This is a genomic window from Streptomyces sp. NPDC023838 (assembly GCF_040639555.1).
GTDB lineage: Bacteria > Actinomycetota > Actinomycetes > Streptomycetales > Streptomycetaceae > Streptomyces.
In genome coordinates this window covers 1-21164 of the sequence record NZ_JBFAAD010000030.1, presented here as the reverse complement: position 1 = coordinate 21164, position 21164 = coordinate 1, and the positions used below count along the sequence as shown (strand labels likewise).

The 21164-nt window shown below is 73.4% G+C and carries 18 protein-coding genes; 8 read left to right on the top strand and 10 right to left on the bottom strand.

The genetic code is table 11. The features are described from left to right. Positions 1 to 4: 4 nt before the first annotated feature. The 3 genes from AB0G17_RS28740 to fxsA all read left to right on the top strand — a co-directional run bounded on the left by AB0G17_RS28740 (position 5) and on the right by fxsA (position 3519). The gene (locus AB0G17_RS28740) at positions 5 to 1684 is read left to right on the top strand and encodes an amidohydrolase (RefSeq protein ID WP_361389000.1); all 1680 of its coding nucleotides are present in this window, start codon (positions 5 to 7) and stop codon (positions 1682 to 1684) included. A gap of 413 nt (positions 1685 to 2097) precedes the next feature. Beyond that, positions 2098 to 2865, top strand: a complete 768-nt coding sequence (locus tag AB0G17_RS28735; protein ID WP_361388997.1) for a polyprenol monophosphomannose synthase — start codon at positions 2098 to 2100, stop codon at positions 2863 to 2865. Positions 2866 to 2931: 66 nt separating this feature from the next. Next, positions 2932 to 3519, top strand: coding sequence for an FxsA family membrane protein (gene fxsA / locus AB0G17_RS28730; protein ID WP_361388994.1), 588 nt, complete (start codon positions 2932 to 2934; stop codon positions 3517 to 3519). A gap of 155 nt (positions 3520 to 3674) precedes the next feature. On the opposite strand, the gene AB0G17_RS28725 is transcribed toward fxsA, so the two are convergent. The 4 genes from AB0G17_RS28725 to AB0G17_RS28710 all read right to left on the bottom strand — a co-directional run bounded on the left by AB0G17_RS28725 (position 3675) and on the right by AB0G17_RS28710 (position 7203). Beyond that, on the bottom strand, positions 3675 to 4049 hold the full coding sequence (locus tag AB0G17_RS28725) for an RNA polymerase-binding protein RbpA (RefSeq protein ID WP_067155573.1): 375 nt from the start codon (positions 4047 to 4049) through the stop codon (positions 3675 to 3677). A gap of 254 nt (positions 4050 to 4303) precedes the next feature. Beyond that, a complete protein-coding gene (locus tag AB0G17_RS28720; RefSeq protein ID WP_361389162.1) occupies positions 4304 to 5656 on the bottom strand; it encodes an MFS transporter in 1353 nt (450 codons plus the stop codon). A 57-nt stretch (positions 5657 to 5713) separates the two neighbouring features. Continuing rightward, positions 5714 to 6478, bottom strand: coding sequence for a glycerophosphodiester phosphodiesterase (locus AB0G17_RS28715; RefSeq protein ID WP_361388991.1), 765 nt, complete (start codon positions 6476 to 6478; stop codon positions 5714 to 5716). After that, entirely contained in the window at positions 6475 to 7203 is a 729-nt protein-coding gene (locus AB0G17_RS28710; RefSeq protein WP_361388988.1) for a hypothetical protein, read from the bottom strand. Before AB0G17_RS28710 ends, AB0G17_RS28715 begins: the two co-directional genes overlap by 4 nt. Before the next feature lie 64 nt (positions 7204 to 7267). Here AB0G17_RS28710 and AB0G17_RS28705 point away from each other — a divergent pair, with 64 nt between their 5' ends. Then, positions 7268 to 8764 (top strand): PLP-dependent aminotransferase family protein, encoded by a 1497-nt coding sequence (locus AB0G17_RS28705; protein WP_361388985.1) that lies wholly within the window; start codon positions 7268 to 7270, stop codon positions 8762 to 8764. A 16-nt stretch (positions 8765 to 8780) separates the two neighbouring features. Here AB0G17_RS28705 and AB0G17_RS28700 read toward each other — a convergent pair whose 3' ends face one another. Beyond that, the gene (locus AB0G17_RS28700; RefSeq protein WP_361388982.1) at positions 8781 to 10334 is read right to left on the bottom strand and encodes an ATP-binding protein; all 1554 of its coding nucleotides are present in this window, start codon (positions 10332 to 10334) and stop codon (positions 8781 to 8783) included. Positions 10335 to 10373: 39 nt separating this feature from the next. Further along, the gene (locus AB0G17_RS28695; RefSeq protein ID WP_067155558.1) at positions 10374 to 10568 is read right to left on the bottom strand and encodes a hypothetical protein; all 195 of its coding nucleotides are present in this window, start codon (positions 10566 to 10568) and stop codon (positions 10374 to 10376) included. Between the two features lie 323 nt (positions 10569 to 10891). Here AB0G17_RS28695 and AB0G17_RS28690 point away from each other — a divergent pair, with 323 nt between their 5' ends. From AB0G17_RS28690 to AB0G17_RS28680, 3 genes are all read left to right on the top strand, one after another. Next, positions 10892 to 11284 carry an ankyrin repeat domain-containing protein gene (locus tag AB0G17_RS28690; RefSeq protein ID WP_361388978.1) on the top strand — a complete coding sequence of 131 codons (393 nt, stop codon included), beginning with the start codon at positions 10892 to 10894 and terminating at the stop codon, positions 11282 to 11284. Between the two features lie 258 nt (positions 11285 to 11542). Then, positions 11543 to 12961, top strand: coding sequence for a HEAT repeat domain-containing protein (locus tag AB0G17_RS28685; RefSeq protein WP_361388975.1), 1419 nt, complete (start codon positions 11543 to 11545; stop codon positions 12959 to 12961). A 61-nt stretch (positions 12962 to 13022) separates the two neighbouring features. Then, positions 13023 to 16598, top strand: a complete 3576-nt coding sequence (locus AB0G17_RS28680; RefSeq protein WP_361388972.1) for a hydantoinase B/oxoprolinase family protein — start codon at positions 13023 to 13025, stop codon at positions 16596 to 16598. On the opposite strand, the gene AB0G17_RS28675 is transcribed toward AB0G17_RS28680, so the two are convergent. Genes AB0G17_RS28675 through AB0G17_RS28660 form a run of 4 tightly spaced genes read right to left on the bottom strand, consistent with a single transcriptional unit; the run spans position 16586 to position 20200 of the window. Continuing rightward, positions 16586 to 17479, bottom strand: coding sequence for a biotin-dependent carboxyltransferase family protein (locus AB0G17_RS28675; RefSeq protein WP_361388969.1), 894 nt, complete (start codon positions 17477 to 17479; stop codon positions 16586 to 16588). The two genes, AB0G17_RS28680 and AB0G17_RS28675, sit on opposite strands and share 13 nt — an antisense overlap. Then, complete coding sequence (gene pxpB, locus AB0G17_RS28670; RefSeq protein WP_361389159.1) at positions 17476 to 18096, bottom strand: 5-oxoprolinase subunit PxpB; 621 nt, start codon at positions 18094 to 18096, stop codon at positions 17476 to 17478. Before pxpB ends, AB0G17_RS28675 begins: the two co-directional genes overlap by 4 nt. Before the next feature lie 14 nt (positions 18097 to 18110). After that, on the bottom strand, positions 18111 to 18875 hold the full coding sequence (locus tag AB0G17_RS28665; RefSeq protein ID WP_361389156.1) for a 5-oxoprolinase subunit PxpA: 765 nt from the start codon (positions 18873 to 18875) through the stop codon (positions 18111 to 18113). 47 nt (positions 18876 to 18922) lie between these two features. Continuing rightward, the gene (locus AB0G17_RS28660; RefSeq protein WP_361388966.1) at positions 18923 to 20200 is read right to left on the bottom strand and encodes an MFS transporter; all 1278 of its coding nucleotides are present in this window, start codon (positions 20198 to 20200) and stop codon (positions 18923 to 18925) included. 173 nt (positions 20201 to 20373) lie between these two features. On the opposite strand from AB0G17_RS28660, the gene AB0G17_RS28655 reads away from it, so the two are divergent. Further along, complete coding sequence (locus tag AB0G17_RS28655) at positions 20374 to 21078, top strand: GntR family transcriptional regulator (RefSeq protein ID WP_361388963.1); 705 nt, start codon at positions 20374 to 20376, stop codon at positions 21076 to 21078. Positions 21079 to 21164 lie beyond the last annotated feature (86 nt).

The window sequence follows — 21164 nt, the reverse complement described above, 5'->3', positions numbered from 1 at the left end:
TCCCATGAGTTCCGAGAGCGCCGCCGCCCTGCCGGCCCGAACCGTCGCCCCGCTGTCCACCGGCGAGCCCGACCACCGCACCGTCCTGCTGCGCGGCGGCGAGGTCCACAGCCCCGCCGACCCGTTCGCCACGGCGATGGTCGTTGAGCGCGGGCACGTCGCCTGGGTCGGCTCCGAGGGCGCGGCCGACGCCTTCGCGGCCGGGGTCGACGAGGTGATCGACCTCGAAGGGGCCCTGGTCACCCCGGCGTTCACCGATGCGCATGTGCACACCACAGCCACCGGCCTGGCGCTCACCGGCCTCGACCTGTCGTCCGCCCGCAGCGGCGCCGAGGCCCTGGCGGCGGTACGGGCGTACGCCGCGTCCCGCCCCGGTGACGACGTGCTGCTCGGTCACGGCTGGGACTGTGCCCGCTGGCCCGAGCGGACCCCGCCCACCCGCGCCGAGCTCGACGAGGCCACCGGCGGCCGCCCCCTCTACCTGCCGCGCATCGACGTCCACTCGGCCGTCGCGACCACCGCGCTCCTCGACCGCGTCCCGGGCGTGACCGGCCTCGACGGCTACCACCCGGACGCCCCGCTGACCGCCGCCGCCCACCACGCGGTACGGGCCGCCGCGCACGCGGCGATCACCCCGCGCCAGCGCGAGGAGGCCCAGCGGGCCGCGCTGCGCCGGGCGGCCTCCCTCGGCATCGGCGCCCTCCACGAGTGCGGCGGCCCCGAGATCTCCGACGAGGACGACTTCACCTCGCTCCTGGAGCTGGCCCGCGCCGAGGCGGGCCCGCGCGTCTTCGGCTACTGGGCCGAGCAGGTCACCGGCCCCAAGGACGCCGATCGCATCCGCGAACTCGGCGCGCTCGGCGCGGCCGGGGACCTCTTCGTCGACGGCGCGCTCGGCTCGCACACCGCCTGTCTGCACGAGCCGTACGCCGACGCCGCCCACACCGGCACCGCCCACCTGGACGCGGCCGACATCGCCGCCCATGTGGCCGCCTGCACCGAGGCCGGGCTCCAGGCCGGGTTCCACGCCATCGGGGACGCCGCCGTCACCGCGGTCGTCGAAGGCGTCCGGGCCGCCGCCGCCAAGGTGGGCCTGGCCCGGATCCGCGCCGCCCGCCACCGCGTCGAGCACGCCGAGATGCTCACCCCCGAGACCATCGCCGCCTTCGCCGAGCTCGGGCTCACCGCCTCCGTCCAGCCCGCCTTCGACGCGCTGTGGGGCGGCGAGGAGGGCATGTACGCCCAGCGGCTCGGCGCCGAGCGGGCCCGCACCCTCAACCCGTACGCGGCCCTGCTGCGCGCCGGGGTGCCGCTCGCCTTCGGCTCCGACTCGCCGGTCACCCCGCTCGACCCCTGGGGCACCGTCCGAGCGGCCGCCTTCCACCGCACCCCCGAGCACCGGGTCTCGGCCCGCGCCGCCTTCACCGCCCACACCCGGGGTGGCTGGCGCGCCATCGGCCGGGACGACGCGGGCACCCTGGTGCCGGGCGCGCCCGCCGACTACGCGGTGTGGCAGACCGACGAGCTCGTCGTGCAGGCGCCGGACGACCGGGTGGCCCGCTGGTCGACCGACCCGCGCTCGGGCACGCCGGGACTGCCGGACCTCAGCCCGGGGGCGGCGCTGCCGGTCTGCCTGCGCACGGTGGTGTTCGGACAAACGGTCTTCCTCCGGCCGAACGAGTGACGTAAGGACATTCCGTACGGCCGTCAGGCTGCCCTCCGGCCGCCCGCGCCACCTGCGGAGCTGCCGCCCTGACCTGCTGGTTTCGGTCGACGCCGCAGGTCAAACGACTGTTGACAGGGAGCGGCGGGGGGCCGGTAGGTTCGGCCGGGTCCACCACAGGACGTCCGGCCGACAGAAGGTTTCTGCCGTCCGGGGGGTCCCCCCTGCTCCGCGGGAGCTCGGGGGAGGGTGCGACCCGGATGGGGTCCGGACGTTCAGTAGACAACGGCTCCAGGCAACCCGCAGCCAGCGGGTCCCGAGGCCGGCCCGAAGGGCGCCGGGCCCCCATTCCGACACCCTGGGACCTCGACGTACGGCAGCGCTCCGGCCGCTCGCTATGGTGGTGCCCTGCGTACGGACAATAAGGGGCAGCAGTGAACGACGGCGGTCAGAGGCGGTACGGCCCGCTCGGCAGAGCCTTGGTGATCATCCCGACCTACAACGAGGCGGAGAACATCAAGCCGATCGTCTCCCGTGTCAGGGAGTCGGTCCCCGAGGCCCACGTCCTGATCGCCGACGACAACAGCCCCGACGGCACCGGCAAGATCGCCGACGAGCTGGCCGCCGAGGACGAGCACGTCCACGTGCTGCACCGCAAGGGCAAGGAGGGCCTGGGCGCCGCCTACCTCGCGGGCTTCCGCTGGGGCGTCGAGGAGGGCTACGGCGTCCTGGTCGAGATGGACGCCGACGGCTCCCACCAGCCCGAGGAGCTGCCCCGGCTGCTCACCGCGCTCAAGGGGGCCGACCTGGTCCTCGGCTCGCGCTGGGTGCCGGGCGGCCGGGTGGTGAACTGGCCCAAGCACCGCGAGTTCATCTCCCGCGGCGGCTCCACCTACTCCCGGCTGCTGCTCGGCGTGGACATCCGCGACGTCACCGGCGGCTTCCGGGCCTTTCGCCGCGAGACCCTCGAAGGCCTCGGCCTGGACGAGGTGGCCTCGCAGGGCTACTGCTTCCAGGTCGACCTGGCCCGCCGCGCCGTGGCTGCCGGCTACCACGTCGTCGAGGTGCCCATCACCTTCGTCGAGCGCGAGCGCGGCGACTCCAAGATGAGCAACGACATCATCGTCGAGGCGCTCTGGCGGGTCACCGCCTGGGGGGTTGGCTCGCGCGCCAACAAGCTCCTGGGCCGCAAGCCCTCCTGACCGCCCAGGCGGTGAGCCGACACGGCCCTTACGCCGTCCTGTCATGCTCCCAGGCACACTGGGAGCATGACGACCGGCACACAGCCTTCCGCCCCGCCCGAGCGCTCCCGTGCGCGCACCCTCGTCCCGCTGGGGATCGCCGCCTGGCTCCTCGTGGAGATCTGGCTGCTGATGATGGTGGCGAGCGCCGCCGGCGGGTTCACCGTGCTGGCCCTGCTGGTCGGCGGCGTCGTGCTCGGCGCGTATGTGATCAAGCGGGCCGGCCGCCGCGCCTTCCGCAACCTCACGGAAACGCTTCAGCAGCAGCAGTCCGGGACGGCCGCCCCGGGGGCCGGGCCCCAGCCCGGCAGTGAGGGCAACACGCTGACCATGCTGGGCGGCCTGCTCCTGATCGTCCCGGGCCTGATGTCGGACGTGCTGGGGCTGCTGTGCCTGGTCCCGCCGGTGCGCAAGGTCGCGACCAGGTTCGTCGAGCGCTCGCTGGAGAAGCGGATGCGCGCGGCCCGGCCCGGCAGTCTCGGCGACGCCTTCCAGCAGGCCCGTATGCGTCAGCCGGACGGCAAGGTGGTGCAGGGCGAGGTCATCCGCGACGACGGCCGGGCCTCGTCCCCGTACGGCGAGGACGGCGGCCCCCGGCCGCCGCTGACTCCCTGAGACCGCACGGCTGACTCCCTCCTGAGACCGCACGGCTGACTCCCTGAGACCGCACGGAAGAGCGGCCCGAGGAGCGGCACACAGCAGAGGGCCGGTCACACCGAAACGGTGTGACCGGCCCTCAACTCTTGCGATCCTCCTGAGCGCTGACGCGCCTAGGCGGACTTACGGCTGTCGCGCGGATGCACGGCAATGTTCATGGCGCCGGAACGCAGGACCTCCAGCCTCTCGGCCAGAACCTCCTCCAGCTCCTCGCGGGTGCGCCGCTCCATGAGCATGTCCCAGTGCGTACGCGCGGGCTTGCCCTTCTTCTCTTCAGGACCTTCGCCATCCACCAGGAGTGCCATGGCGCCACACGCCTTGCACTCCCACTCCGGCGGGATGTCCGCCTCCACCGAGAACGGCATCTCGAATCGATGTCCGTTCTCGCATGCGTACTCCACCGCCTGGCGCGGGGCCAGATCGATGCCGCGGTCGGTCTCGTAGCTGGTCACCACGAGGCGCGTGCCGCGAAGAGCTCGCTCACTCATGAATCGTGCCTCCCGGGCTTGTCGCCCACAGGACAGGTGTCGCTGTCGTCGTCATCCGGTCAACGTCCGGTCGGCGTTAAAGATTCCCGTTGTGGGTCATGTGTCGCCGTCGTGCCGCCCCTTGTTGTACCCACCAGTGCCCGGTTTGTCACATCTGGCAGCAGATGTCACCCAGCGTCTTCACTACTTGAGCACGCAGTAACGGTCCGCCTGGCAGGCCAAAGGCGTACACTACCGGCCTTTCACTTCAACGTCTAAATCCGCGCCGGAACAGGGTTCCCGGCGGCCGCCACCGCGGCCCGCACCGGCACCCGGGCGAGCAGCACGAAGCCCACCGCGAAGAAGATCACGAGAGAGATGATCGCATCCCGGTAGCTCCCGGTCAGCTGATACGCGAGCCCGAACACCAGTGGCCCCAGCCAGCTCAGCCCGCGGTCGCTCATCTCGTAGGCCGAGAAGTACTCGGCCTCCTTGCCGCTCGGCACCATGTGTGAGAAAAGCGACCGCGACAGCGCCTGGCTGCCGCCCAGGACCGTGCCGATCGCCGCGGCCAGCACGAAGAAGAGCGCGGGCGAGTGGGCGGGCAGGAAGTACCCGGTGCCCAGGATCAGTGCCCAGACCGCCAGCGAGCCGAGGATCGTGCGCTTGGCGCCGTACGTCTGCGCGAGCCGCCCCATCCCGAGCGCCCCGGCCACCGCCAGCACCTGCACGAGCAGCACGGCCACGATCAGCGTGTTCTGGTCGAGCCCGAGCTCCTCGGAGCCGTACAGCGACGCCTGCGAGATCACCGTCTGCACGCCGTCGTTGTAGATCAGGTACGCGAGCAGGAAGGCGAGGGTCAGCGGACGCGCGCGCATGTCGCGCAGGGTCGCCACGAGCTGGCGCCAGCCCGCGCCCACCCTGCCCTCGGCCGGGGCGTGCCCGTCGGGTGCGCCCCGGTCGCGCAGCCGCCGCAGCGGTACGAGCGTGAAGGCGCCCCACCACACCCCTGCCGAGGCCAGACAGATCCGCACGGCCGCGCCCTCGGAGAGCCCGAAGGAGTCGTGGCCCGAGTACAGGATCAGGTTCAGGACCAGCACGAACGCGCCCGCCGTGTAGCCGAAGGCCCAGCCGCGCGAGGAGACGCGGTCGCGCTCCTCGGGGCCGGCGATCTGCGGCAGATAGGCGTTGTAGAGGACCATCGAGACCGACAGCGCGGCATTGGCGACGATCAGCAGCACCGCGCCGAGCAGATAGCGGTGGCCGTCCAGGAAGAACATGCCCGCCGTCGCCGCGGCCCCGGTGTAGGCGGCCGCCGCGAGCAGGGGCTTCTTGCGGCCGGTGCGGTCCGCGGCGGCGCCCACCATGGGCATGAGGACGACGGCGAGCACCACTGAGGCGGACACCGCGTACGCGAAGAGGGAGCCGGCTCGCACCGGAACGCCCAGCGGGTGCACGAAGCCGTCCGTGTCGGCGGCGTCCTTGGCGATCGCCGTCAGATAGGGCCCGAGAAACACGGTCAGGACGGTCGTCGAGTAGACCGAACACGCGAAGTCGTAGAAGTACCAGCCGCGTTGCTCGCGGCGGCGGTCGGTGTCCGGTGCCGTCTCGGCGGCGGCCCGGCCCATGGTCTCGGCGGTCAAACTCCGCGCCCTTCCGTTCGTCCCTTGGGCGCCCGCCGGGTGTCAGAACCCGGTTCCCCGGTCGGTCAGTACCGTGCGCAGCGTCTCCAGATGATCGGTCATGATGCCATCCACGCCGAGGTCCAGGAGTTTCGTCATCCGATCGGGATCATTGATGGTCCATACGTGTACCTGCAGGCCCAGGGCGTGCGCGGTCTCCACGAAGCGCCGGTCCACCACCGGGATCCCGCTCTGGATCTCGGGCACCTGCGCGCACACCGCGCCCCGGCGCAGCGGCACGGGGACGCCGAGCGAGCGCAGCCTGAGGGCCGCGACGCCGCGCACGCCGTACGAGGTGGCCAGGCGCGGGCCCGCCAGCCTCGCGGCCCGCGCCACGCGGGCTTCCGAGAACGAGCCCACGCACACCCGGTCCCAGGAATCGGTCCGGCGGATCAGCTCCACCAGGGGGACGAGCGCCGACTCGGCCTTGAGGTCCACGTTCCAGCGCGCCTCGGGGAACGCCTCCAGGAGCTCCTCGAAGAGCGGCAGCGGCTCGCGGCCCGCGACCCGGGCCTGCGACACCTCGGCCCACGGCAGATCCGCGATCCGGCCCACGGCGTCGGTGACCCGTTCCAGGGTGGAGTCGTGGAAGGCGACGAGACGGCCGTCCACGGTGGTGTGGACATCCGTCTCGAAATAGCGGAAACCGGCGGCCGCGGCCCGGCCGAAGGCGGCCGCGGTGTTCTCGATGCCGTCGGCCGCCCCGCCCCGGTGGGCGAAGGCGATCGGCGTCGGGTGGTCCAGATAGGGGTGGCGTACGCGAGTCACCCGCGCAGTATCGCCTGCGCCGATGCCGCTTCGGCGACGGGATCGGCGGCGACGGGATCCGCCGCGACGGGCTCCGGGGCGGCCCCGGGCGTGGGCTCCGGCTCGGGGACGGCGAAGAAGCGCAGGAAGAACTGGGCGAGCGGGCCGATGGCGAGGGCGTACGCGACCGTGCCGACGCCCAGTGAACCGCCCAGCAGGAAGCCGGTCACCACGACCGCCACCTCCAGCGAGGTGCGCACCAGCCGGATGGAGCGGCCGGTGAGCCGGTGCAGCCCGGTCATCAGGCCGTCGCGCGGGCCGGGGCCGAACCGCGCCGAGATGTACAGACCGGTCGCCACGCCGTTGAGCAGGATTCCGCCGGCCAGCAGGGGGATCTGGGCGGCGAGCCCGTGCGCGTCCGGCACCAGGGCGAGCGTGGAGTCCATCGCGATGCCGATGGCGAAGACATTGGAGACCGTGCCCAGGCCCGGGCGCTGCCGGATCGGGATCCACAGCAGCAGGACCAGCGCACCCACGATGATCGAGACGACGCCGATGGTCAGCCCGGTGCGCTCGGCGATCCCCTGGTGCAGCACGCCCCACGGTTCGAGCCCGAGTCCGCTGCGCACGAGCAGCGAGGAGCTCACCCCGTACAGCGTGAGGCCGACGTAGAGCTGGAGCAGCCTCCGGGTGAGATGCGTGGACACGTGAGTGCCCCCCTGTCTGGTGGTAGTGGACCGGCGCATGACACTCTGTGGCTGGGAAACCCATCCCAACCATGGCCAATTCGGGGAAGGTGGACTGACTTCCATGGCGCAGTGGACCTCGGCGGTCGGGCCGGCACAGCTCGCCCGTCAGCTCAACGCACAGCAGCAGCCCCACCCGGCGGGGGCCCGCAAGCCGCCCGCCTACCGGGCGCTCGCCGACGGGATCCGCCTCCTCGTCCTGGAGGGGCGGGTGCCGGTGGCGGCCCGCCTGCCCGCCGAGCGGGAGCTGGCCCTGGCGCTCTCGGTCAGCCGCACGACGGTCGCCGCCGCCTACGAGGCGCTGCGCGGCGAGGGCTTCCTGGAGTCCCGCCGGGGCGCGGGCAGCTGGACGGCCGTCCCGGCGGGCAACCCGCTGCCCGCGCGCGGCCTGGAGCCGCTGCCGCCGGAGTCGCTGGGCTCCATGATCGACCTGGGATGCGCGGCGCTGCCCGCGCCCGAGCCCTGGCTGACCCGTTCGGTCCAGGGCGCCCTGGAGGAGCTGCCGCCGTACGCGCACACCCACGGCGACTATCCGGCCGGGCTGCCCGCGCTGCGGCAGATGCTCGCCGAGCGGTACACCGCGCGCGGCATCCCCACCATGCCCGAGCAGATCATGGTCACCACCGGCGCGATGGGCGCCATCGACGCCATCTGCCACCTCTTCGCCGGGCGCGGCGAGCGGATCGCGGTCGAGTCACCCTCGTACGCCAACATCCTCCAGCTGATGCGCGAGGCCGGGGCCCGGCTCGTGCCCGTCGCCATGGCCGAGGGGCTGACCGGCTGGGACCTGCCCCTGTGGCGCCAGGTGCTGCGCGACTCCGCGCCCCGGCTCGCCTATGTGGTCGCCGACTTCCACAACCCGACGGGAGCGCTGGCCGACGAGGACCAGCGCCGCGCCCTGGTGGACGCGGCCCGCTCGGCCGGGACCGTGCTCGTCGTCGACGAGACCATGTCCGAGCTCTGGCTGGACGAGGGCATCGACATGCCGCGCCCCGTCTGCGCCTTCGACCCGGGGGGCGCGACCGTGCTCACGGTGGGCTCGGCGAGCAAGGCGTTCTGGGCGGGCATGCGCATCGGCTGGGTGCGCGCGGCCCCCGACGTCATCCGCTCCCTCGTCGCCGCCCGCGCCTACGCGGACCTGGGCACCCCGGTCCTGGAACAGCTCGCCGTCAACTGGCTGATGGCCACGGGCGGTTGGGAACAGGCGGTCGACCTGCGCCGCACCCAGGCGCGCGAGAACCGCGACGCGCTGGTGTCGGCGGTCCGCCGGGAGCTGCCGGAGTGGGAGTTCGACGTGCCGGTCGGCGGGCTGACCCTCTGGGTGCGCACCGGGGGGATCTCCGGCTCGCGCCTGGCGGAAGTGGGCGAGCGGGTCGGCGTACGGGTGCCGTCCGGCCCCCGGTTCGGCGTGGACGGCGCCTTCGAGGGATACGTACGGCTGCCCTTCACCGTGAGCGGCCCGGTCGCCGAGGAGGCGGCGGCGCGGCTCGCGGCGGCGGCGCGGCTGGTGGAGAAGGGGGCGAGCACCGGGGGCGAGGCGCCGCGGACGTTCGTGGCGTGACGCTCCCGGCGTGGGCTCACCCCTCCGCCGGTACCGCCTCCTGGCAGGGCGCCGCCTCCACCGGGAGGTCGCGCTCCGGGAGCAGGTCCAGGACCGCCTGGCGGTGCTGCTCGCTGGTCGCGTCGTCGTACGGGTCCGGCGTCGCCGGGACCTGGAGGCGCAGGACGGGCCCGGTGCCCAGGCGGGCGTAGCCGCGGCCGGGCGGGACCGCCGTGGTCGGGGTGGTGTGCGGCGGGACCCCGAGGACCCACTCGGCCTGCGCCGGGGTGCAGGGGCCCAGCACCACGCGCGCGCGGGTGTGCGTGCGTACCGGCTCGGTCAGCGCCTCCAGGCTGTCGAACTGCTCGGCGACCACCACGGTCACCCCGGCCGCCCGCCCGTGCCGCAGCGGGGTCTGCAGCAGCTGCTGCGGGTCGGTCCGCCCGTCGGCGGCGGCCAGGTGCCCGAAGACGCTCGGCCGGTCGAGCAGGATCCACAGCGGCCGCTTGATGTCGTCCGGAGTCGGGTGGCCCGCCTGACGGGCGCGGTTGGCGGCGATGAGCCGGCGCTCGGTCTCGTGCGCGGCCCACTCCAGCGTGGCCAGCGCCCCGGCGAGCCCGCACTCGACGGCGAGCACGCCCCGGCGCCCGGCCAGGCACGCGTACTCGCCGGTGCCGCTGCCCTCGACCACGAGCACGTCACCGTGCTGGAGCGCCTGCAGGGCGATGGAGCGCACCAGGGTCGTGGTGCCGCTGCCCGGCTCGCCCACCACCAGCAGATGCGGCTCGGTGGAGCGGGGGCCGGTGCGCCAGACGACCGGCGGCGCGTCGCGGACCTCGTCGCCCTCGGTGACCGGCACGGTCCGCTGCACCGCGTCGGCGTCGGTGAACCCGAGCACGGTCTCGCCGGGTCCGGCGACGAACCGCTGGGCGGCGATCGAGGTGGGGAGCGCGTCGAGGACGCGCATGACGAGCTGGTTGCCCTCCTCGTCCCACTCGAACCGGTACTCCCGGCCGCGCCCGGACTTGGTGTGCAGCAGCTGCTCGATGCGGGCGCGGGACTCGGGCTCGCCGTCGGTGAAGTACGCGGGGTAGCGGATCAGGACGCGGGTGACGCGGCCCGCGTCGTCGAACTCGTACTCGCTGAAGGCGTTGGCCCACTCCCCGCCGTGGGCGAAGAGCGGACTGGGGTCCTCCGGCACCGAGAAGTAGGGCACCAGGGCCTCGTAGAGGGCCTGGAGGCGGCCCGTCTCGGCCTCGTCGGGGCCGGTCCTGACGGGGGTGCGCACGCGACCCTTCCAGGCGGCTGCGGCCATCACCTTGATCAGGACGAGCAGCGGCCCGTACGGGATGAGCGCGACCACCAGGACCACGGCCGCCACCAGGAACAGCGCGGGACCACGCCGTTCCCTGGGCGTGGCGGCCCACTTGCCGCGCAGGGCGGCGGCGATCAGCCGCAGGCCGCGGCTGATCGTGATGAGCGGATGGAGGACGTCGGCGGCGCTGTCGGCGGCCGTGCGCGCGATCTCGCGGCTGCGGGCGATCGGCACGCTCGTGCTGCTCAGAATGCGGGGGAGTGGTCGCCGGGCCACGTCGGTCTCCTGGGGGGTGGTCGGGGGGACTGCGGGAGGTCAGAACTTGATCCCGCCCAGCAGGCTGGCCAGGCTCTGGCCGCCGGCCTTGATGCTCGGGGCGATCGCCGTGCCCGCGAGATAGAAGCCGAAGAGGGCGCAGACCATGGCGTGCGACGCCTTGAGGCCGTCTTTCCGGAAGAAGAGGAAGACGATGATGCCGAGCAGGACGACGCCTGAGATGGACAGGATCATGAGGAGTTCTCCTGGTTGATGGGGACAGTCACCATGAGTTCTTCCAGGATCACAGGAAGTATCTATGTGATAAAAGGTGCAATCGAGTGAAATTCTGTGATTTTCACTGGAGTGGCGGATACGGAACCGGGTCGCGGGCGGGACACTGTGCGGCCGCGGGCCGGATGCCGTCACTCGCGGTGAGCTTTGCCCCCGGAGGGTCGAGTCATGTCGGTGCCACGGGCAGTACCCTGTCGATTCACTCGTACGGCGCTTTAGTCGTACGTGCCAGGTCAGGGGCGCTCACAGGGGCGCCGTACGCGGTGTGAAAGGCGGTCCGTGCGATGAGCGATGCCCTCGATCCCGAGGTGATCGAGCTGGCGACCAGGATCTTCGATCTGGCCCGCCGGGGAGACACGGAGGCGCTCGCCGCGTACGTCGACGCCGGGGTCTCGCCGGACCTCACCAATGAGCAGGGTCACACGCTCGTCATGCTCGCCGCCTATCACGGGCACGCGGAGGCGGTCTCCGCGCTCCTCGCGCGCGGCGCCGACCCCGACCGCGCCAACGACCGCGGCCAGACCCCGCTCGCGGGTGCCGTCTTCAAGGGCGAGGACGCGGTCGTCAAGGCGCTGCTGGCAGGCGGAGCCGATCCTTCCGCCGGAGCGCCGTCCGCGCTCGACACCGCACGGATGTTCGGCAAGACGGAACTGCTCGCACTCTTCGGCGACCGCTGAGGTTTGCACCGGGTGCCCACTGCGTACCTGGTGAGAGGGGCTCGTAAATGTGGTCGCGGTGGCGAAATGCCTGGGTCATCATGACGACGAGCCCCTTCATCAGGGGCAGGGTCCTTTTACATCGGGGGACACTAAGAGAGGCAGGAAGATGACTCACAGCAAGCGGAAGACGGCGGACGCCCGAACATGTTGGCGCGCGGCCTACTAGGCACGGCACGAATCCCGGTTGCGTCGACAGCTTGATGTGAGGCTACTTCCATGTTTGATCCGGTCATAGCGCCGAGCGGCACGCTGCTCGGCCTGCTGCAGCGGGGCCGCGGCGACGGCACCCTGCACGCGCTCGCCGCCCCCCGCCCAGAAGCCCTGGCGGCCCTGAACCACTGTGTACTGAGCGACCCCCGCCGCGACTGGCAGGTGGAGAACCGCTCCCTGTACTACGCGCGCCTCTACCTGGATCTCGACGGCGGACTCGACGAGATCGAGGCCCATCTCTTCAGCGCCGAGGACGTCCTGGACGCCGACGAGCACCGCACCGGTCTCGCGCTCGCGGTCCTCGGCCACCTCGCCTCCTACGGCAGGGACGACGCGCTGCTGCTGCTGCGGCGGTACGCGGTGCGCGGCACCAACTGGAGCTGGGCCCTGGACGAGCTCGCTCTGCGTGACGACGACGCGGGCCTGCGCGGCCTCGCCGAGCCCGTCCTGGCCCGGTTCCCCGGCACCCCCGAGGGCGACGCCGAACTGGCCGCCACCGTGCGGGACGCCTTCGAGCCCCGGCCCTGGCGGCTGTGGGCCGAGGACATGCGGGACGCGGTCGGCGCACGGGTGCGCGCCGCCCAGGAAGCCGGGTCCTTCGACCGCTGGCAGCGCCAGATGCGGCCGTCCGGGCCCCGTCCGGGCTGGAGCGTCCAGGCCGTCTTCGACTGGGCCGAGGAAGGCCTGGCTCGCGGCGCCGACCTCACCCTGCCCGCCGCCCGCTGCCTGGGCGCGGTGGCCGGACCCGACGACCGCGACCTCATCATCGAGGCCGCGCGGGCCGGCTCGGACGGTGCCCGCTGCGCCGCCCTGCACTACCTCACCGAGTCGCGCGATCCCCGCGTCCTCGACCTCATCGAGGCCGCCGTCGGCGGCGGCTCCCGCACCGTGGCCGAGACCGCCGTCCAGGCCTACGAGCGGATGTGCGGGCCCGAGGCCGTCGACCGGGCCCGCGGCTGGGTGCACCGGCCCGACGCCCTTGGCGCCGCCGCCGCGGGCGTACTCGCCTGCCGGGGCGAGGCCGATGACGCCCAGCTGGTCCTGGGCGCACTGCGCGAGTGCGTGCGCTCCGAAGGGCCCGACGCGCCCCTGCTGCGCCCCCTCGTCGACGGGGCGGGACGGCTCGGCATCGGCTGCGCCGCCCCCGTACTGAGGCACCTCTACCGGGAGACCGCCTCCTCCGAGCTGCGCGGCCGCACCGCCCGCGCGCTCGCCGCCACCGACCCCTCCTTCGCCACCGGTTTCGCCGTCGAGTGCCTGTGGGACTGCGAGGAGACCACCCGCGAAGTCGCCGCGCAGTACGCCGAGCTCGTGGACGCGCGCGTGGCGGAGCGGCTGCGGCGCCTGGCGGACGACCCGGCCGAGGAGGCCGAGGTACAGAGCGCCATCCACAACCGGATGGGCCCGGACGCACCGGTGATATGAGCCGCGAGGCTCGCGGCCGCCGGCGCGCTCCCCGCGGGCCCCGCCTTGCCAGAATGGGGGGATGACAGGGCGCTGGGAGTTCTGGATCGACCGTGGCGGCACCTTCACCGACGTGGTGGGCCGCCGGCCGGACGGGCGCCTGGTCAGCCGCAAGCTCCTCTCCCACGACCCGGAGCGCCACCGCGACGCCGCGGTCGCCGGGATCCGGCTGCTGCTCGGGCTCGGGCCCGACGAGCCGGTCCCGGCCGACCGGATCTCCGTCGTCAAGATGGGCACCACCGTCGCCACCAACGCCCTCCTGGAGCGGCGCGGCGAGCCGACCGTCCTGGTCGTCACCGAGGGCTTCCGGGACGCCCTGCGGATCGCGTACCAGAACCGGCCGCGCCTGTTCGACCGGCACATCGTGCTGCCGGACGCGGTGTACGAGCGGGTCGTCGAGGTCGCCGAGCGGGTGGACGCGCACGGCGTCACCGTCCGCCCGCTCGACCTCGCGGGCGTCACCGAGGGGCTGCGGGCCGCCCACGCGGACGGCTTCCGCAGCGCCGCCGTCGTCCTGATGCACGGCTACCGCCACCCGGACCACGAGGTGGCCGTCGCCGAGGCCGCCCGCGAGCTCGGCTTCACCCAGGTCAGCTGCTCGCACGAGGTGAGCCCGCTCATCAAGCTGGTGCCGCGCGGCGACACCACCGTGGTGGACGCCTACCTCTCGCCGATCCTGCGCCGCTATGTCGACGAGGTCGCCGAGGAACTCCACGGCGTACGGCTGATGTTCATGCAGTCCAACGGGGGTTTGCGGGAAGCCGCGCACTTCCGGGGCAAGGACGCGGTGCTCTCCGGCCCGGCCGGGGGCGTCGTCGGGATGGCCCGTACGTCCGGACAGGCGGGCCACGCGCGCGTGATCGGCTTCGACATGGGCGGCACCTCCACCGACGTCTCGCACTACGCGGGCGCCTTCGAGCGGGACTTCGCCACCCAGGTCGCCGGGGTGCGGATGCGCGCCCCGATGATGAACATCCACACCGTCGCGGCAGGCGGCGGCTCGGTGCTCCACTACGACGGCCAGCGCTACCGGGTCGGCCCCGACTCGGCGGGCGCGGTTCCCGGCCCGGCCTGCTACCGGCGGGGCGGCCCGCTCACCGTCACCGACGCCAATGTGATGCTCGGCCGGATCCAGCCCGCCCACTTCCCGGCGGTGTTCGGCCCCGACGGAGATCTGCCGCTGGACGCCGAGGTGGTACGGGAACGTTTCGCCGCCCTGGCCGAGCGCACCGGCGGCGGGCGCACCCCCGAGGAGGTCGCCGCCGGATTCCTGGAGATCGCCGTGCTCAACATGGCGAACGCGGTCAAGAAGATCTCCGTGCAGCGCGGCCACGACGTCACCCGCTACGCCCTGACCAGCTTCGGCGGCGCCGGCGGCCAGCACGCCTGCGCGGTCGCGGACGCGCTCGGCATCGACACCGTCGTCGTACCGCCGCTGGCCGGAGTCCTCTCCGCCTATGGCATCGGCCTCGCCGACGCGACCGCGATGCGCGAGCGATCCGTGGAGGCGGAGCTCGACGAGGCCGCCGCCGGGCGGGTGCGCGAGCTGTGCGACACACTCGCGGCACGCACGCGTGCCGAACTGCGCGCCGACAGCATCCCGGACGACTCGATCACCACCCACGCGCGCGTACTGCTCCGCTACGCCGGTACGGACGCGAGCCTGCCGGTCGCCCTGGACACGGCGGACGCCATGAGGGAGGCGTTCGAGCGCGACCACCGCGCGCGGTACGCCTTCACCATGGACAAGCCGCTGGTCGTGGAGGCGGTGTCGGTGGAGGCCGTCGGCGCAGCGGGCCCGCACGGCGCCCCCGAGGTCGAGGAGTACGCGCGCGAGGGCGCGGCCGGGCCCTCCGACACCGTGGGCATGTTCGTGGCGGGCGAGCGCCGGGACGTCCCGCTGCACCGGCGCGCCGCCCTGCGGCCGGGCGACACCGTCACCGGGCCCGCGATCGTCGCCGAGGCCGACGCCACCACCGTGGTGGACGACGGCTGGCAGGCCGCCGCAGGGGACCTGGGGCATCTGCTGCTCACCCGGGTGCGCCCCCGCCCCGGCCGCACCGCCGTGGGCACGGACGTCGACCCGGTGATGCTGGAGGTCTTCAACAACCTCTTCATGGCGATCGCCGAGCAGATGGGCGTACGCCTGGAGAACACCGCCCACTCCGTCAACATCAAGGAGCGCCTCGACTTCTCCTGCGCGCTCTTCGACGCCGAGGGCAACCTGATCGCCAACGCCCCGCACATCCCGGTGCACTTGGGCTCGATGGGCGAGTCCATCAAGGAGGTGCTGCGCCGCAACGCGGGCGCCATGCGGCCCGGTGACGTCTACGCCATCAACGACCCGTACCACGGTGGCACCCATCTGCCCGACGTCACCGTGGTGACGCCCGTGTTCGACGGCGAGGAGCTGCGGTTCCTGGTCGCCTCGCGCGGCCACCACGCCGAGATCGGCGGCATCACCCCGGGCTCCATGCCCGCCTTCAGCCGCACCGTCGACGAGGAGGGCGTGCTCTTCGACAACTGGCTGCTCGTACGGGACGGGCGGCTGCGCGAGGCCGAGACGCGCGAGCTGCTCACCGGCGCCGCCCACCCCTCGCGCGACCCCGACACCAACCTCGCCGACCTGCGTGCCCAGATCGCCGCCAACGAGAAGGGCATCGCCGAACTGCGCCGCATGACCGACGAGTTCGGGCTCGACGTCGTCCAGGCCTACATGGGGCACGTGCAGGCCAACGCCGAGGAGTCCGTGCGGCGGATCGTGGCGCGGCTGAGCGACGGCTCGTACGCCTACGAGACCGACGGCGGCGCCGTCATCCGGGTCGCGGTCACTGTGGACCGCGAGAGCCGCGGCGCCGTACTGGACTTCACCGGCACCTCGCCACAGCAGCCGGGCAACTTCAACGCGCCCAGGTCCGTGGTGATGGCGGCCGTCCTTTACGTCTTCCGGACGTTGGTGGACGACGACATCCCGCTCAACAGCGGCTGTCTGAAGCCGCTTGAGGTACGGGTGCCGCAGGGTTCGATGCTGGCGCCGGAGCACCCGGCCGCGACCGTCGCGGGAAACGTCGAAACCTCCCAGGCCGTCACGGGCGCGCTGTACGCGGCCCTGGGGATCCAGGCCGAGGGCTCGGGGACGATGAACAACGTGACCTTCGGCAACGACCGGGTGCAGTACTACGAGACGGTGGCCAGCGGCTCGGGAGCGGGCGACGGCTTCGACGGCGCGGACGCCGTGCAGACCCATATGACCAACTCGCGCCTCACCGACCCGGAGGTGCTGGAGTGGCGCTACCCGGTGCGCGTGGACGCCTTCGCCGTACGGGAGGGCAGCGGCGGGCGGGGCCGGTGGACGGGCGGGTGCGGAGCCGAGCGCCGGATCCGTTTCCTGGAGCCGATGACCGTCGCCCTGCTGACCGGCCACCGGCGCGTCCCGCCGTACGGCATGGCGGGCGGCGCTCCGGGCGCGCTCGGCGAGAACCTGATCGAGCGCGCGGACGGCCGCAGCGAGCCGCTGGGCGGCGTGGACACGCTCGAGGTGGGCCCCGGGGACGTCCTGGTCGTCCGTACGCCAGGAGGCGGCGGCTACGGCTCCTGACGGTTCCGGAAGGCGGACCGCCGTACGGGCGCGAACCGCAGCGGTGTGCCGGGCGCGGCCTGTGCGGCGGCGGCCAGGTCCGCCCCGGCGACCACGCCCACCACCGGATAGCCGCCGGTGGTCGGATGGTCGGCCAGGAACACCACCGGGCGCCCGTCCGGCGGCACTTGGACCGCGCCCCACACCATGCCCTCGCTGGGCAGCTCGCCGTGGACCGCGCGTTCCAGCGCCGGGCCCTCGGTGCGCAGGCCGATGCGGTTGCTCGCGGACGAGACCCGGTAGCGACCGGCGGCGAGGGCGCCGAAGGCCTCCGCCGTGAACCAGTCGGCGCGCGGGCCCGGCAGCATCCGCAGCACCAGCTCCCGGGGCGGCCCCGGCGCCGGAGCCGCGTCCACGCGCGCGTGGGGCCCGGCCGGACGCCCCAGGGGCAGGACGGCGCGGTCCGTGAGCGGCGCCGGGCCCAGCCCCGAGAGCAGGTCGGTGGAGCGGCTGCCGAGGACCGGCTCGACGGCGACCCCTCCGGCGAACGCCACATAGGAGCGCACCCCGCGCACCGCGGCGCCGACCTCCAGGACGGCCCCTGCGGGCACCCGCACCGGCGCGCCCCACGCCGCCGGGCACCCGTCGACGGACACCGGGCAGGGCGCCCCCGTCACCGCGACCGTGACGGCACGGCGGGGCCGCACCGCGCACCCGTTCAGCGTCGTCTCCAGAATGGCGGCGCCCGGCGGGTTGCCCACCAGCCGGTTGGCGAGGCGGCTCGCGGGCAGGTCGAGCGCCCCCGAACGCGGCACGCCCAGGTGGGCGTGGCCGGGGCGCCCCTCGTCCTGGACACAGGTGAGCGCGCCGGCCCGGACGACACAGAAGGCCCGGTCCGTCATGCCCCGCCCCGGGGGACGAAGCGCACCCGGGTGCCCGGTGCGAGCAGGGCGGCGGGCTCCCGGCCCGGGTCCCAGAGCATGGCGTCCGTGGTGCCGACGAGCTGCCAGCCGCCCGGCGACGAGCGCGGATAGACACCGGTGTACGGGCCCGCCAGAGCCACCGAACCGGTCGGGACCGTTGTCCTCGGGGTGGCGCGGCGGGGCACCGCGTACCGCTCGGGCAGGCCCGTCAGATAGCCGAAGCCGGGCGCGAACCCGCAGAAGGCCACCCGGAATTCGGCCGCGCGGTGGATCCGTACCGCCGCCTCGGGCGAGACGCCCCACACGGCCGCGACCTCGGCCAGGTCGGGGCCGTCGTAGCGGACCGGGATCTCCACCACCGCGCCCACGTCCGCGCGCGGCGGCGGCACCTCCCAGCCGGGCAGCAGCGCCGCGAGGCGCGCGGGGTCGTCCAGCCCGTCGAGCAGGACCGTACGCGCCGCCGGGACGATCTCCCGTACGGGAGGCAGGCTTCCGGCGGCGCGGCGGCGCAGCAGCTCGGCGTGGAGGGCCTCGGCGTCCTCGCCGCTCTCCAGCTCGACGAGGAGCGCGCGGTCACCGGCCGGCAGCGTCCGCATCGGCAGCACACGTCTCACGCGAACGCCTCCACCCGCACACCCGCGCCCTCCAGGACCTGTCGCACCCGCCGGGCCAGGGAGGCGGCGCCGGGGGTGTCGCCGTGCAGACAGAGGGAACGCGCGCGTACGTCGACGCTCTCGCCGGTCGCGGCGACGACTTTCCCGGTCCGGGCCAGGGCGAGCGACCGCTCGACGACCGCGTCCGGGTCGGTGACGACCGCGCCGTCCTCGCCGCGCGGCACGAGCGTGCCGCGCGCGGTGTACGCGCGGTCCCCGAACGCCTCGGTGACGACGGGCAGTCCGGCCTCCCGGGCCCGCGCCAGGAGCCGGGAGCCGGGCAGCCCGAGCACCGGCAGCGCACCGCCCGCCAGGCACACCCCCTCGACGACGGCCGCCGCCTGCTCCTCGTCGTGGACGACGCGGTTGTAGAGCGCGCCGTGCGGTTTGACGTAGGCGACCCGGCTGCCCGCGGCCCGCGCGAAGACCTCAAGCGCGCCTATCTGGTAGGCGACCTCGGCCGCGAGCTCGTCCGGCGGGACGTCCATGGAGCGCCGTCCGAAGCCGGCCAGATCGCGGTACGAGACCTGGGCGCCGATGCGCACCCCGCGCTCGGCAGCCAGCGCGCACACGCGCCGCATGGTGGCCGCGTCGCCCGCGTGGAAGCCACAGGCCACATTGGCGCTGGTGACGACCGACAGCAACTGTTCGTCGTCGGTCAGCCGCCAGCGGCCGAAGCCCTCGCCCAGGTCGGCGTTGAGGTCGACGGGGGACGGGGGCACGGCCACGCGCGCGTGGGCGACGGGCGGGGGCAGGGGTTCGACGGCGCTCACTTCAGCTCCTGTCCACGGGTCTCGGGCAGCCCGAACAGGGCCACCACGGCCAGCGCGTAGCCGATCGCGCCCAGCGCCAGCGCGCCGCCCACGCCCCAGCTGTCGGAGAGGTAGCCCACGAGAGTGGGCAGGAAGGCGCCGACGGCCCGGCCGCTGTTGTACGTGAAACCCTGGCCCGTGCCCCGTACGGCTGTCGGATAGAGCTCGCTGAGGAACGAGCCGAACCCGCTGAAGATCGCGGACATGCAGAAGCCCAGCGGGAAGCCGAGGACGAGCAGCAGGGTGTTCGCACCGGACGGGATGTGCGTGTACACCAGGATGCAGAGCGCGGACAGGACGGCGAAGAGCTGGATGTTCCGCTTGCGGCCGAGCCGGTCGCTGAGCACGCCGCCGGTGAGATAGCCGAGGAAGGCGCCCGAGATCAGGAACGTCAGATAGCCGCCGGTGCCGACGACGGTGAGCCCGCGCTCGGTCTTCAGGTAGGTCGGCACCCAGGTGGCGAGCGTGTAGTAGCCGCCCTGGACACCGGTGGACAGCAGCGTCGCGAAGAACGTGGCGCGCAGCAGGTCCTTCTTGAAGATCGCGGCGAAGGAGCCACGCTGTTGACTGGCCGCGCGCTGCTCGGCGGCCTGAGGGGCGTCGCTGACGTTGCGGCGGATGTAGATCACCAGGAGGGCGGGCAGCGCGCCCGTCCAGAACATCACGCGCCAGGCGGTGTCCGCGTCCACGTAGTGGAAGACCAGCGTGTAGACGATGACGGCCAGCGCCCACCCGGCCGCCCAGGCGCTCTGCACGGCGCCGAGGGTACGGCCCCGGTCCTTGGCCGAGGCGTACTCGGCGACCAGGATCGCGCCCACCGCCCACTCGCCTCCGAAGCCGAAGCCCTGCAGGGCGCGGCAGACCATCAGCGTCTCGTACGTGGGCGCGAAGCCGCACGCCACGGTGAACACCGCATAGGTGATCACCGTGATCATCAGCGCCTTCACCCGGCCGATACGGTCGGCGAGGATCCCGGCGAGCGCGCCGCCGACCGCCGAGACCACCAGGGTCACGGTGGTGAGCAGGCCGGTCTGGCCGTGGTCGAGCCCGAAGTACGCGCCGATCGCGACCATGCTCAGCGGCAGCGTGAAGTAGTCGTAGGAGTCGAGGGCGTAGCCGCCGAACGCGCCGCCGAAGGCGCGGCGGCCGCGGGGGCCGAGCGCCCGCAGCCAGCCGAACGGGCCGCCGCTGCCGGGGAGTTCGCCCTGTACCGGCTCTGCCTGGGTCGTGCTCATCTGCACCTCGCAGGGGGCGTGTGCGTGGAGGGGAGCTGTGCGGTGACGCCCAAGCTAGAGGATCGTTGAACAATCCGACAAGAGTCATGTCGAGACGTCCTGCGTCGTGTGATCGCGTTCTACGATGGGAGCCGCGCGCCGACGGCCGTGGTCGGCGGGGGAGTGAGGATGCCGTGGGGACGACGGAGTCCGAGGCCGGCGGGCTGGCGGACGACCGCCCGCTGCTCGGCCGCACCAGTACGGCCGAGCGGGTCGCGGACATCCTGCGCGGCCGCATCGCCGAGGGTTACTTCCCGCCGGGGGAGCGCCTCGCGGAGGACGCCATCGGCAAGGCGCTCGGGGTCTCGCGCAACACGCTGCGCGAGGCGTTCCGGCTGCTGACCCACGAGCGGCTGCTGGTCCACGAACTCAACCGCGGGGTGTTCGTGCGGGTCCTGGCGGTCGAGGACGTCGAGGACATCTACCGGACCAGACGCCTGGTCGAGTGCGCCGTCGTCCAGGGCCTGGGCGGACCCCCGTACGCGCTGGAGACGCTGGACGCGGCGGTGGCGGGCGGGGAGCGGGCGGCCCGCCGGCACGACTGGCAGGGCGTCTCCACCGCCAACATCCACTTCCACCGGGAGCTTGTGGGCCTCGCGGGCAGCGCGCGCACGGACGAGCTGATGCGCGGCGTCCTGGCCGAACTGCGGCTCGCCTTCCATGTGGTGGACGACCCGAAACGGCTCCATCAGCCCTATCTCATACGGAACCGGGAGATTCTGGAAGCGCTGCGGGCGGGCGAGCGGAACGGGGCCGTCCGGCTGCTCGCCGACTATCTCGACGACTCCCGCAGGCAGTTGGTGGAGGCGTACGCGGGACTGGTGGCGGACGGGGACTAGTGACCTGGTTTGGAGATCCTGTCGCAGTAGCGGCAGATGCGGTCGAGGATCTGGTCGGCGGTCTTGGTCCATTTGAAGGGCCGGGC